Origin of the sequence: Proteus sp. G2669 (assembly GCF_009915245.1) — a bacterium.
Classification (GTDB): Bacteria; Pseudomonadota; Gammaproteobacteria; order Enterobacterales; family Enterobacteriaceae; genus Proteus.
In genome coordinates this window covers 123084-137305 of sequence record NZ_JAABLX010000055.1, presented here as the reverse complement: position 1 = coordinate 137305, position 14222 = coordinate 123084, and the positions used below count along the sequence as shown (strand labels likewise).

11 protein-coding genes are annotated in these 14222 nt (G+C 38.1%); 7 read left to right on the top strand and 4 right to left on the bottom strand.

Annotated elements, in window-relative coordinates; genetic code table 11:
• Both GWI68_RS18095 and dmsD read left to right on the top strand, forming a co-directional pair.
• Window positions 1–858 carry a DmsC/YnfH family molybdoenzyme membrane anchor subunit gene (locus GWI68_RS18095; protein ID WP_166541178.1) on the top strand — a complete coding sequence of 286 codons (858 nt, stop codon included), beginning with the start codon at window positions 1–3 and terminating at the stop codon, window positions 856–858.
• A 174-nt stretch (window positions 859–1032) separates the two neighbouring features.
• A complete protein-coding gene (dmsD, locus tag GWI68_RS18090; RefSeq protein ID WP_166541177.1) occupies window positions 1033–1644 on the top strand; it encodes a Tat proofreading chaperone DmsD in 612 nt (203 codons plus the stop codon).
• Between the two features lie 104 nt (window positions 1645–1748).
• On the opposite strand, the gene GWI68_RS18085 is transcribed toward dmsD, so the two are convergent.
• Both GWI68_RS18085 and GWI68_RS18080 read right to left on the bottom strand, forming a co-directional pair.
• Window positions 1749–2210: a nucleoside deaminase gene (locus tag GWI68_RS18085; protein ID WP_166541176.1), complete on the bottom strand. Its 462-nt coding sequence runs from the start codon at window positions 2208–2210 to the stop codon at window positions 1749–1751.
• Window positions 2210–2896, bottom strand: a complete 687-nt coding sequence (locus tag GWI68_RS18080) for an ankyrin repeat domain-containing protein (RefSeq protein WP_109408163.1) — start codon at window positions 2894–2896, stop codon at window positions 2210–2212. Before GWI68_RS18080 ends, GWI68_RS18085 begins: the two co-directional genes overlap by 1 nt.
• Window positions 2897–3209: 313 nt before the next feature.
• Between GWI68_RS18080 and kdpA the strand changes: the two genes are divergently transcribed.
• From kdpA to kdpE, 5 genes are read left to right on the top strand one after another with little or no spacing between them, the layout of a single operon-like run.
• On the top strand, window positions 3210–4913 hold the full coding sequence (kdpA, locus tag GWI68_RS18070; protein ID WP_166541175.1) for a potassium-transporting ATPase subunit KdpA: 1704 nt from the start codon (window positions 3210–3212) through the stop codon (window positions 4911–4913).
• An 11-nt stretch (window positions 4914–4924) separates the two neighbouring features.
• Window positions 4925–6982, top strand: a complete 2058-nt coding sequence (gene kdpB / locus GWI68_RS18065) for a potassium-transporting ATPase subunit KdpB (RefSeq protein WP_166541174.1) — start codon at window positions 4925–4927, stop codon at window positions 6980–6982.
• 10 nt (window positions 6983–6992) lie between these two features.
• A complete protein-coding gene (gene kdpC, locus GWI68_RS18060; RefSeq protein WP_166541173.1) occupies window positions 6993–7589 on the top strand; it encodes a potassium-transporting ATPase subunit KdpC in 597 nt (198 codons plus the stop codon).
• Window position 7590: 1 nt separating this feature from the next.
• Window positions 7591–10293 carry a two-component system sensor histidine kinase KdpD gene (kdpD, locus tag GWI68_RS18055; RefSeq protein WP_166541172.1) on the top strand — a complete coding sequence of 901 codons (2703 nt, stop codon included), beginning with the start codon at window positions 7591–7593 and terminating at the stop codon, window positions 10291–10293.
• The gene (kdpE, locus tag GWI68_RS18050; protein ID WP_166541171.1) at window positions 10290–10973 is read left to right on the top strand and encodes a two-component system response regulator KdpE; all 684 of its coding nucleotides are present in this window, start codon (window positions 10290–10292) and stop codon (window positions 10971–10973) included. The genes kdpD and kdpE overlap by 4 nt, the downstream gene beginning before the upstream one ends.
• Window positions 10974–11011: 38 nt before the next feature.
• Here kdpE and GWI68_RS18045 read toward each other — a convergent pair whose 3' ends face one another.
• Window positions 11012–13759, bottom strand: a complete 2748-nt coding sequence (locus GWI68_RS18045) for a phage tail protein (RefSeq protein WP_166541170.1) — start codon at window positions 13757–13759, stop codon at window positions 11012–11014.
• On the bottom strand, window positions 13746–14135 hold the full coding sequence (locus GWI68_RS18040) for a hypothetical protein (protein ID WP_166541169.1): 390 nt from the start codon (window positions 14133–14135) through the stop codon (window positions 13746–13748). Before GWI68_RS18040 ends, GWI68_RS18045 begins: the two co-directional genes overlap by 14 nt.
• Window positions 14136–14222: the final 87 nt, after the last annotated feature.

The window sequence follows — 14222 nt, the reverse complement described above, 5'->3', positions numbered from 1 at the left end:
ATGGTGGGATTGCATGAATGGCCACTGATGTTCTTTACTGTTATCGGTCAAAGTGTTGCTGGCGCATTTATTATCATGGGATGCGCTATTCTTTCGGGGAAGCTTTCTCCTGAAATGAACAGAAAAGTACATTACAGCATGTTTGGTCTTTGGGTATTAATGGGTATTGGTTTCTTATTATCCATGATGCATATGGGAACCCCATTACGCGCATTTAACTCATTACTTCGTCTGGGTCACTCATCATTAAGTAATGAAATTGCCAGCGGTTCAATTTTCTTTGCTCTGGGAGGGATCTACTGGTTACTGGCTGTACTTAATAAGATGCCGGCTGCATTGGGCAAATTATGGGTCGCCCTTGTGATAGTATTAGCTGCATTATTTATTACAGCAATATCTCGCGTATACCAAATTGATACCGTTCCAACATGGTATAACAGCTACACTACATTTAATTTTGTGCTAACCGCCTTTATCTGTGGCCCTATTTTAGCGGCACTTTTACTGCGTATTGCGGGTTTTAACCTCAATTGTGTCAGTGCATTGCCATTATTAAGTGTTATCGCAATTGTTGTGAGTGCTATTGTGGCAACATCACAAGGCTTTGAATTAAGCTCTATTCAAACTTCTGTACAAAAAGCAGTAGATTTAGTCCCTAACTATGGTGCTTTAATGGGAATTAAATTAGTAGCTTTAGTTTTAGGCTTAAGTTGCTGGATTGCACCACTTCTGCGTAAAAATAACCCTTCTGTTGCTTTATTAGCATTGGGCTTTATTTTAGTGTTTGCCGGTGAGTTTATCGGACGCGGTGTGTTCTATGGTTTACATATGACTGTCGGTATGGCTGTGGTTGGTTAATTAAAAGTACTGCCTTTAAACCGCTGTAATAGTTAAAAAGCCCATACTTTTTATCTGTTATGGCGGTTTTCCTTTTATAATGCGGTATCACTCTTTTTTAATCTTCGTCATTATGTTTAGATAGAAAATCGCATATAGTAAAGACAATAAATCTAAGCGGATTATAAAAATATTATGGAACAACAACTTATTACTGACATTTCTCTTACTGCCCGTATTTTAGGTGCGGCATTTTATTATGCACCCACTGAAAAAAATGACATTGTCGAACTGCTGTCGAGCCCAAAGTGGATTGATGAATGGCCGTATGGCAGTGAGGAAGAGAAGCAACGTATTGCAAGTCTACTTTCACAAACCTCATTAAATGAAGAAACTTTAGCACTAGCTTATCAGCGTTTATTTGTCGGCCCTTACGCACTTCCAGCACCGCCTTGGGGCTCAGTCTATCTTGATCATGAAAATGTATTATTTGGTAATTCAACATTAGATTTACGTGAATGGATGCTAGAAAATGGCATTGATATTGCGTTAACTCAAAATGAGCCTGAAGATCACTTTGGATTAATGGTAATGATGGTGGCATGGATTGCAGAAACTCGCCCTGAAAAGCTCAATGAGTTATTAGCAGAACACCTTCTGCCATGGGCTTATCGTTATTTAGAAAAGTTATCTTTACAAGGGGCCTCCCCTTATTATGAAGGTTTAGCCATGTTGGCGACGTTAACGCTCAAAAGTTGGCAATCGCAGTTAAATGTGACCCCTGCTGAAAAACAATTATTTTGTTGATTAATCATCAATAGTAAAAATAAAAAGTCCTAAAAGTATCTGATCTTATGCTGTTACTTCAATTCTCGCTTTTAGGGCTTTTATTTATAGAAAACTTAGCATCTTTAAGATTGCTGTGACCAATACTGATAAAGTTCAGGTTGCATTTCATTCTCAGCTTTTATCTGTACAAATTGAAGGCCTTCTTGTTGCTCTGGCTCCTTTCTTAATGCTTTAGCAATACGGGCTGTCGATAGTCCGTAAGGCTCTGCATCCTCATTAGAATAAGCATAAAAAATTTTAGAGATCCCCGCCATACGCATGGCTGCAAGACACATTGGGCAAGGTTGTCCACTGGCATAAACAATACAGTCATCTAATTTTGTTCGCCCTAATACTTTACCTGCTTCTCGTAATGCTAATAATTCAGCATGGGCGGTGGGATCATTTGTCGTTACTATTTGATTAACAGCACTTGCAATCACTTGATTATTATTCACAATGACCGCACCAAATGGCCTTCCCCCCACTTTCACATTATCCATTGCAAGCGATATAGCTTGTTGTATAAATTGCTTATCTGACATTATTTTGCCCCCGCTTTTTCAAGTATATTAACGATGTTTGTATAGCCTTTATCTTTAGCTAAGGTTAATGGTGTGTGGCCAGAGCCATCGGCGAGGTTAACGTTAGCTCCGCCTTCAATAAGTAAAGTCACAATCTCTTCATATTTTTGGCTACCATCACCTAAAATAATAGCTTCGATTAAAGCCGTCCAACCTAAACGATTAATATGATCAACATCCACACCAGCATCAATCAATGTTTTTACTGTTTTTACATGACCTCGCTCTGAAGCAGGAATTAATGCTGTTCCACCATAACGATTAACACTTTTAAGCGAGGCACCATGCGATAACGTTAATTCTAAGATCTCCTGTAAACCTCTAGCGCCTGAATAAAGATATGGTGAATCATGAATAGCATCACGAGCATTAACATCTGCACCATGCTCAATCAGATATTTTGCAACCTCAATTTGGTTGGCATGTGTGGCCGCCATTAGCGGTGTGCGTAACTTTAGATCACGTTGTTCAATATCTGCACCTTGTTCTATCTGACGTTTTAATTCAGATAAATTTCCCTCTTGTGCCAGTGTAACTAGGTATGCCTTATCAGAATTTGCCATCGCTTTAACCATGAAGATAGATGAAATTATTAATAAGCTTAAGAAGTATAAAAACCATTTGGCCTTTAGATAGAGAGTATTCATTCAATATCCCCTAGAGAGTGCTAATTTCTATTCACTTAATTAGCATATTATTTGAACCTAACTTAGATCTAACAAAGGCATGACATTATTTCAACCAATCAAGGAGTCAATAGATCACCTATCTGCCATTTTTATACTTTTTTTACACTTCACCTATCTCTTTTATCAACATCTTTACAGACCTTTAAGTACGCTCTCTTAATCTAAATAGTAAAAGGATCGTTCTGATGGTGATATTCGGTGCTGTGACATTAGTTGTTTTGCTCACTGCTTATCTTATTTATGTGTTATTTCATGCAGAGGCATTTTAAAAATGGCAATAACAGCGTTGATATATATTGCTGTTTTTCTTATTACACTATTTGTAATGGGAAAAATGCTTGGACATTATTTAGCTCGCCTGATTGAAGGTGATTTACCTCATTGGGTTACTCAAACTGAACATGTCATTTGGCGTTGCTGTGGTTTTAAACCCGCAGGTAAATCTATTCAGCCTATGAGCGGGTATCAGTATATGCTCGCTCTGCTTATTTTTAATTTAATGGGGGCAATTCTATTATTTGTCATACTGCTTAACCAAGGCTATTTACCGTTAAATCCCCAATTTGCCCCTAATATGAACTGGGATTTAGCACTAAATACAACTATTAGCTTTATTACAAATACTAACTGGCAAGCTTATAGCGGTGAAACTGCTGTCAGTTATTTGAGCCAAATGATGGGGCTTGCAGTACAAAACTTTTTATCTGCCACAACGGGAATTGCGGTAGCTTTTGTTTTAATTAGAGCATTAACACAATCTTCTTGTTCTTCTTTAGGGAATGCTTGGGTCGATATTGGGCGTATTACATTATATGTCTTACTACCTTTAGCGATTATCTGGTCTCTGTTATTTGTCAGCCAAGGCGTGATACAAAACTTTCAACCTGCGCTATTCAGTCAAGGTCTTGATGGTCAACAACAATGGTTGCCAATGGGGCCAGTTGCTTCTCAAGAAGCAATTAAGTTATTAGGCACAAATGGCGGTGGTTTTTTTGCGGCAAACTCTGCACATCCTTATGAAAATCCAACTTCATTAAGTAACTTCTTACAAATACTCGCTATTTTTCTTATTCCTACTGCCTTATGTTTTGCTTTTGGTCGTTTAAGTGGAGTTCAGCGCCAAGGCTACACCTTACTTTGGGCAATGACGCTGATTTTTATCGTTGCCGTTGGTGTTATTACTTGGGCTGAATGGCAAGGAAATCCAGAATTTATACTCGCAGGTACCAATAGCTCACTGAATTTTGAAGGAAAAGAAACACGATTTGGAATAATTGGTAGCGCCATTTTTGTTGCTGTCACAACGGCCGCTTCTTGTGGTGCCGTTAATGCAATGCATGATTCATTAACAGCATTAGGTGGCATGGCGCCAATGTGGTTAATGCAAACAGGTGAAGTGGTTTTTGGCGGTGTAGGCTCAGGATTTTATGGCATGATCCTTTATGTGTTATTAGCTGTATTTATCGCTGGCTTAATGGTTGGTCGTGCACCGGAATATCTCGGTAAAAAGATTGGTGTTGCCGAAATGAAATGGGTAGCCATTGCCATTTTAATCTCTCCAGCCGTTGTTTTATTAGGTACTACCCTTGCGTTATTTACTGATGTTGGTCGTGAAGCCATTTTAAACCCAGGCCCTCATGGCTTTAGCGAAGTGTTATATGCTTTTACTTCTGCTGCGAATAATAACGGTAGTGCCTTTGCCGGGCTCAATGTCAATTCACCTTTTTATAATCTGTCATTAGGTATCGCAATGCTCATTGGTCGCTTTGGTGTCATGTTACCTGTTTTTGCTATTGCGGGTAGTTTAGCGGTGAAAAAACGTCAACCAGAAAGCTTGGCGACACTCTCTACCACTTCACCACTGTTTATTTTTTTATTGATCCTCACGGTATTAATGATCGGTGCTTTGACTTTTGTTCCGGCATTAGCACTTGGCCCTATTGCAGAACATTTACAGCTGTTTTGGGCTAAATAAGGAAACCTATCATGAAAACAACCCAACTTTTTGACAGAAAAACAATAATGTCGGCTTTCTTTGATGCAATAAAAAAATGTACCCCTCAGGCTCAATGGCGTAACCCCGTTATGTTTATTGTTTATGTTGGTGCGCTTTTAACTACCGGTATTTGGATTGCTTCGCTATTAGGATATCTCCCTAGTGATAATCATTTTACTTCACAAGTGATGTTTTGGTTATGGGTGACATTGTTATTTGCCAATTTTGCTGAATCATTAGCAGAAAGCCGAAGCAAAGCACAAGCAGCTAGTTTACGTGGTGCGAAACAACAATCCAAAGCAGTGCGTTTGCATCACGCTGACATCAATGCACCGAAAGAAACCGTTGATTCTTTTTCATTACATAAAGGTGATATTGTTTTAGTCAACGCGGGTGAAGTTATTCCTTGTGATGGCGAAGTAATTGAAGGTGGTGCTTCAGTTGATGAAAGTGCTATTACGGGTGAGTCCGCACCGGTGATCCGTGAATCAGGTGGTGATTTTTCTTCTGTCACTGGTGGTACTCGTGTGTTATCCGATTGGTTGATCATTCGTTGTACTGCAGAAGCGGGGAATTCATTTCTCGATCGCATGATTGGAATGGTTGAAGGCGCTAAACGCAGAAAAACACCAAATGAAGTGGCTTTAACTATTTTATTAACAGCACTCACACTTATTTTCTTATTAGCCTGCATCACCCTTTACCCGTTCAGTGTTTTCGCTGTCGAATATCAAGGCCATGGCGACGTTATTTCAGTAGTAACCTTGATTGCTTTGTTAGTATGTCTGATCCCTACCACGATCGGTGGGTTGCTTTCATCGATTGGTGTTGCAGGTATGAGCCGAATGCTAGATGCAAATGTTATCGCAACTAGTGGCCGTGCTGTTGAAGCTGCTGGCGATGTTGACGTTTTACTTCTTGATAAAACAGGCACAATTACTCTCGGTAATCGTCAAGCTTCTCGTTTTATCCCTCTTTCGGGTATTAGCGAAAAACAGCTTGCTGATGCAGCACAGTTAAGCTCGCTTGCAGATGAAACACCTGAGGGCAGAAGCATTGTGATCCTCGCTAAACAACGTTTTAATTTGCGCGAACGCGATTTAGCATCCATTGGGGCATCTTTTATTCCCTTCTCTGCAATGACACGAATGAGTGGAGTCAATATTGGGGAGCGATTGATCCGCAAAGGTTCTGTTGATGCTATTCGTCGCCATATTGAAGTTAGTCACGGTCATTTTCCTGATGAAGTCACCGCTATAGTCGAGCAAGTAGCAAGAGCTGGTGGAACACCACTAGTGGTCGTTGAAAATCAGAAAATTTTAGGTGTGGTTGAACTTAAAGATATTGTGAAAGGCGGTATTAAAGAACGTTTTGCCCAACTTCGCCAAATGGGGATAAAAACCGTCATGATCACCGGTGATAATCATCTTACGGCAGCAGCTATCGCAGCAGAATCTGGTGTTGATGACTTCCTCGCAGAAGCAACACCAGAGGCAAAATTAGCATTAATTCGTCAATACCAATCAGAAGGTCGATTAGTCGCAATGACGGGTGATGGTACTAATGATGCCCCTGCATTAGCACAAGCCGATGTTGCTGTTGCGATGAACTCAGGTACTCAAGCCGCTAAAGAAGCAGGCAATATGGTTGATTTAGACTCTAATCCAACAAAATTAATCGAAGTTGTGCATATTGGCAAACAAATGCTAATGACACGAGGTGCGTTAACTACTTTTAGTATTTCCAATGATATTGCTAAATATTTTGCCATTATTCCAGCAGCCTTTGCCGTCACTTATCCTCAACTCAATATGCTTAATGTGATGAACTTGCATTCACCCGTATCGGCAATGCTATCTGCGGTTATTTTTAATGCCTTAATTATTGTTTTCTTGATCCCACTTGCACTTAAAGGTGTGAATTACCGTCCAGTATCAGCACATGTATTACTTCGTCGTAATCTTTCCTTATACGGGATCAGCGGTCTATTAGTACCATTTATTGGCATTAAAGTTATCGATATGATTTTAGCGCTTATTGGGTTTTAAGGAGTTATATATGCCTCTATTTCGTTCATCATTAGTAATGTTATTATTACTTACACTAATAACTGGGCTGGCCTATCCTCTTTTAGTAACGGGACTAGCTAACTTAATATTCCCATGGCAAGCGAAGGGTTCTCTTATTTATCAAGATGACACGCTCATTGGCTCTGAATTAATTGGTCAACAATTTAATCGAACCGATTATTTTAAAAGCCGACCTTCAATGACAACAGAAAGGCCTTATAACAGTATGGCATCAGGTGCTAGCCAATTGGCAGTTTCTAATCCTTTATTACTAAATGAAGTCGTAAAACGTGTTCAAATATGGCAAAAAAACGTTGGTAATCATCATATAGTACCCGTGGATTTAGTAACTGCATCAGGAAGTGGGCTTGATCCGCATATTTCATTACAAGCAGCCTATTACCAAGTTGAAAATATTGCACAGTTACGTCAACTTTCAAAAAATGAACTAGAACAATTAATAAAAAACAACACGATATCTCCATTAATGTCATTTATGGGAGAGCCTGTTGTGAATGTATTTATGCTGAATCAAGCACTTGATAAATTAAGTGCTGAAAAACAACAGAAAGCGAGTATTCAATAGAATGGAACACGATCAACAATGGCAACGCCCTTCTCCTGATGATTTACTCGCTTCAACGCGAACAACAACTCGTGGGCGTTTAAAAATATTTTTTGGTGCTTGTGCTGGCGTAGGGAAAACCTACGCCATGTTGCAAGAAGCTCAACGCCTCCACCAGCAAGGTATAGATATTCTTGTGGGCGTGGTTGAAACACATCAACGCCAAGAAACAGCAGCATTATTAAGTGGATTGCCGGTATTGCCACCACAACGTATTCATTATCATGGTAGAAAATTAACGGCATTTGATTTAGATGCCGCTTTAGCAAGGCACCCTGCGGTGATCTTAATGGATGAATTGGCATTTAGTAATCCCCATAAATGCCGACATCCTAAACGCTGGCAAGATATTGAAGAGTTATTGGATGCGGGTATTGATGTTCTTGCTACGATAAATGTACAACACATTGAAAGTCTTAATGATATTGTTGGTAGTATTACGGGTATTCGAGTTCAAGAAACAATCCCTGACTATATTTTTGATAGTGCCGATGAAGTGGTTATGGTGGATTTGCCACCTGACGATTTACAACAGCGATTACACGAAGGCAAAGTGTATATTGCAGGACAAGCCGAGCGTGCAATAGAACACTTTTTTCGTAAAGGTAATTTAATTGCCTTGCGTGAATTAGCTTTACGCCGTATGGCCGATCGTGTTGATACACAAGTTAAAGAATTCCGTGATAGTCAAGGAACAGCCCCAGTCTGGCACACTACAGATAGTTTAATGGTTTGCCTGGGGGCTCATGGTGGTAATGATAAATTAGTTCGTACAGCGGCACGTTATGCTGCTGCTTTTGGTTGCCAATGGCATGCCATTTATGTTGAAACACCTAAACTTCACCAAATTGGAGAACATAAACGCCGAGCAATTTTACATTCATTAAAGCTGGCCCAACATCTTGGTGCAAGAACCGCGATCCTCTCCGACAATCATGCAGAAAAAGCGGTGATCCGTTATGCCAGAGAGCATAATTTAGGAAAAGTCATTATTGGACAGCGCGCTTATCAAAAGTGGCAGTGGCTAAAACGTTGGATACGTATGCGTTTTGCTGAAAAATTAGCGCGATACGCTCCCGATCTCCATGTTATCAGCGTTGCACTTAGTGATGAGGAGCTTCGTTACAAAACTAAAATACCACAACTGCAAAATGATAAATGGCGACAAAATCTAAAAGGTTATCTCACAGCCATTGGATTATGTTTAGTAATAACCTTATTTTCTCGTACTTTTCTATTAGCGCTTGATAAGGCCAATTTAGTCACACTCTATTTATTGGGTGTTGTATTAATCGCGCTCTTTTTTGGTCGCCGCCCTTCCATTTTTGCCGCATTAATTAATGTTATTAGCTTTGACCTATTCTTTGTACAGCCTCACTTTTCTCTCGCTGTCTTAGATATGCAGTATTTAATTACATTTACTGTAATGCTTATTGTTGGGCTAGTAGTGGGAAATTTAACCGCAGGTATGCGTTATCAAACACGAGTTGCACGTTATCGAGAACAACGCACTCGCCATTTATTTGAAATGACCAGAGAACTTAGTCGCGCTGTAACTTTACAAGAAATTGCTCAGACAAGTTATCATTTTCTATCAAGTGCATTTGACGCCAAAGTTTGTTTACTTATTCCCAATAAACAAGACGAATTAACTCCTTTTCATGCTCAAGGAATGGGGCATTTACCTCTTGATAATGCAATTGCGCGTTGGTGTTATGACAAAGATCAGATCGCTGGCGCAGGCACTGATACGCTTCCAAGTGTACCTTATCAATTACACCCTATTACGGCATCTCAACAAGTTTTAGCTATTTTAGCCATTGAACCCAATAATCTTCGCCAGCTACTTATTCCTGAACAACAACAGTTATTACAAACGTTTAATGGACTGATTGCCAATGCACTTGAGCGATTACAGCAGGCAGAAATGGCCGAACAATCACGAATTAATATAGAACGAGAACAATTACGAAATGCCCTCTTAGCGGCTCTTTCTCATGATTTAAAAACCCCTCTTACTGTGCTTTTTGGTCAATCTGAGATTTTACTTCTAGATTTAAGTGCCGAAGGTTCATCACACACTGAGCAAGTGAACCAAATTCGACAACAAATTCTCACAACTTCACGATTAGTCAATAATTTACTGGATATGGCTCGGATCCAATCAGGTGGATTTCATGTCAATTTACAATGGAACTCACTACAAGAAATTACAGGAAGTGCCATTCGTTCACTCTCTTATTTACTAGATAAACATCCATTACAAATTGATATTTCAGCCGATCTATTGCTTTATTGTGATAGCAATTTAATTGAACGAGTTATCACTAATTTGCTAGAAAATGCAGTTAAATACACAGCATCAAACACGAAGTTAGGCATAAAAGCCTACACAGAAGAAACAAAAATTCATGTTGAAATTTGGGATGAAGGTCATGGTATTCCCAGTGATCAGCTACAGCTTATTTTCAATAAATTTTCACGCGCAGTAAAAGAATCAGCTATTCCTGGAGTTGGATTAGGTTTAGCGATTTGCAATGCGATTATTCGCTTACATGAAGGTGAAATTTGGGCTGAAAACAATAAAAAAGGTGGAGCAAGTTTCCACTTTGTTTTACCTTTAAAATCACTCCCTGATATTGATGAGATTGAAATAAAACAGTGACTCCATATAACATTTTAATTGTTGAAGATGAAAAAGAGATCTTACGCTTTGTTCGGCTAGCATTAGAGAACGAAGGTTTTCGTGTTTATGAGGCTTCTGAATGTCAACGAGGGTTAATTGAAGCGGCATCAAGAAAACCTGATTTGGTTATTCTTGATCTCGGTTTACCAGATAAAGACGGACTCTGTTTTATTCAAGATTTTCGCCAATGGAGTAGTACGCCGGTAATCGTCCTTTCTGCAAGAGATGGTGAACAAGATAAAGTAAACGCACTTGATGCTGGAGCTGATGATTATCTAACGAAACCTTTTGGCATTAGTGAACTACTTGCCAGAGTAAGGGCTTCACTACGTCGTTTTGTAAAGCAAGAAACTGAAAACACACAATTTACCTTTGGTGATATTACTATCGATTGGGTTAATCGTATTGTCACACGCCAAAATGAACAGGTTCATTTGACACCAACAGAATTTCGCTTACTGAGTGAACTAGTTAATAACAGTGGTAAAGTGCTTACTCAACGACATTTAATGCAACATGTTTGGGGGCCTAATTTTGTCGAGCATAGCCATTATTTACGTATTTATATGGGGCATTTGCGTCAAAAATTAGAAACCGATCCCACATGTCCTGTACACTTAATAACAGAAACAGGGATCGGTTATCGATTTATGCCATGACTGACACTATTAGAGGATGGGTAAAGTTAATCTATTAATTAGTTTTCTTGTTTATATAAAATATACATACCTAATCCCCGTAAGATCTCACCAGACCAAAAACCATAGAATATACCATTATCGCTCCCGACTCTTACAGCTGGGGACCAACTCCCATTCATGGGACTTGTTGGAGACACAATTTGATAATGTTCAATAAGTTCAGTAACTGATTTTTCAATAATCCAATTTAATTTACTGTTTTTACACCCAGACAGTGCTGCAAAACAAAGGCCACATAGCCACAATCCTGTCATATGACCGACAAAATCTCGCTTTTCTGGTGGTGGAGAATCCGCAGGAAATTCGCAAGGGAATCCACCTACTTTTTCGAAAAAATGAATAAGATAAGCAACCCAATTATTTGTAAATTGAATAAGATTTTCAGGAATATTTTTTTCACATAAGGCTAATTCATACCACGCTCTAGCTGCTGAAGCAAAAGCCCTAGGTTGATAACCTGCCCAAGCATCACTCCCCCAATGATTAAAAATAAAGGTATCTGCCTCACCATACTCAATGTTATCCCAGCGATCCCAAATATAGGCCATAGCAACAGGTCCTTTCACCTTAAACTTCTCTTCATAAGCCTTTTGGGCATCAAACAAAAACTGACACATATTTTCTAAATGAGTTTGTGCATTTTCTTCATGGATATAAATAAAAGGATGTTGATAGCCAGGATAAGGTAATCCACGCCACGAATCGAATTGAGAGGAATCTTTTGTAGAATTATTGGAAAAAGGAATAATTCCGGGGGTATAAGCGAGTTTATTGAGATCGTTATAGCTAATATCACAATCACCAATAAGTCCTTCAAAACTATCATCACCTGATAGGGTTATTGAAAATTTATGCGTCCAACCATTAAGATCATTAAAATGAATGGGAATATCGTTAAAGCAATACCAAGTAAGTTCGGAGCTATTCTCTTTTTCAGCTTCATTTATAGCAAGAGTAACGCTAGATACGGCTTGTAATTTTGGATACTTAGGCTTAATTTCGCCATCTGAGTAATAAGGTTGATAAGTCGTTAATTCAAGAGATTCAGGTGTTAGCTGAATAGTAGACCATTTGCCTCCTGTTACAGGTAATGTCCAGTGCCAGCGCCAAAATTCAGCATCATAAATAATGATTTCCCATTTATTTCTATTCAATTTATACGTAAATGATGTCGGAACCGTTTTTTCTTCTTCTGTTAACCAAAAACCCACCATCATTTTACTGCTATTTTTAAGTTCCACATGTTGTACAACAGCTGAACGACCATCAACAACATTATCCTCAAACTCAAATGAAGTTTTGATATCTTCACCCAGTTCAACATACCCTACATCATTAACAGTAAGGTATTCAATATCTTCATCTTTTTGAATAAACGAACTCACACTGAATTCATATTTTATTACTTTATTATTTGTATAAGTATGAGGTAGTGACAAAAACCAATTTTTCACAACATGACTGTTCTTTTGCGGAATAATACCCATATTAATTCTGACGTTTAATGGGGCTTTATTTTTATCCACTCCTCCTACATTAATGATTATTTTAGAGTTTTTATCAATTTTCTTAGAAATACTTTGCTGCTCTAAAGTCAACGTAGCATTTCCATCCGTTTTTATTCTGATAAATCCCTGTTTATTCCTATCAAGAGTAATTTGGCGATTTTTGGGATAATGATATTCATAGGAGATCCCGTCAGTAAACGGACTTAATTCAGTAGTAGATTGTCTGAAGAACTTATCATTAGAATCAATATTTGCATATCTCATGCACATTAATGCGCTATTTCGCCAAGCTAACCAATAACGGTGTTCATTCGTTATTTTCCATAATGTATAACTTGCCTCTAAAAACCACTCTTCTGCATCAGCAGCATTCCCATAGTTCTGTTTATCAATAATAGGGATATTAAGAGGTCTATTATGCCATGCCATATTTCGTTTTATCAGAAAGCCACCTTTCTCTACAGGTTGAATATTTGCATGACACAATTTCCATAATCCATTAATTGGCGATGCCATTTTTACATAGCCTTTGGGTTCAATCGCATTTTCTTCTAATACATAACCTTGCTTATCAATTTTTCGTCCGTATAAATCAATCAACCATGCTAATTCAACGGATTCACCCTTTTTACTCCAATTAATACTTCCATCATTATTAATTCCGACAACTCTGGCATTTATATTTGAATAAGATAATACTCCACGATAGGCTTGTGTCACTATATCAAGATATTCTCCCCAATAAGGCGTGCCATGGGGTATTTGACATATACCATCAACAAACATAATTTCAGTATCAATAAATCCTGAATTAGTCGGTTCATCAAAATTAATTGGCCAATTAGATAACGTGGGCTCTTTACCATTAATAATCCATTGGCTTAACCATCTATTATGAGGAGGGTCGGGAATTGTTTGATCTTGATAGAAATATTTAATATAGGCATCAAAGCACCAAATTGCTTTATCTAACCAATATTTATCCTTTGTTGCCTTATATACATAAAGATAACCCAATATTTGTAAAGATTGACCTTCTGTTGTTGCATCTCCATTAGGCTGTGATTCTAAACGTGTATATCCTATTGTGTGTCTATTATTTGATAAAACACCATCAAGATTAAAGACAAAATGTTGTTTATTTCTATCCATTGTTAAACCGGTATTATTATCTAAGAATCGTTGATGACCAAATAACAAATTATATATAGACATTAAATTATCATTCTGATACATGCATACCTCCCCCAATAAATCGCCCCATCCATTTCCCGTTAAGTGCAATAAACTGGATCATATCAATAGCATTTTCATCCCATGACAATAGAGGTTTACGACCTAAAGGCCATAATACACCATCAACAAAAGTCACTTGATTTGCACCTGAACCTTGAGTGATATGAAGTAAAATTTGGGAGCCGGATGTCGCTGTAGGAAGTTGAATAAAAGTCATCGGTTCATTAAGTGTTGTGGTGTACCAAGCATTTATAGAGTGAGGTAAATATAATTTATCTCTAATTGGCTTAATATCCATTATATCTATACCAATTTGTTCTTCTTTATTAAATTTACTTTCTCTTGTTGCAACTTTAAATATTCTTATTATCTTCATAAAACCAACCTTATTTTAAATATTTTTAAAACAATCAATAAAAATATATTAATTTCATTATTTTGATAATGGGTAAGGTTATTTACT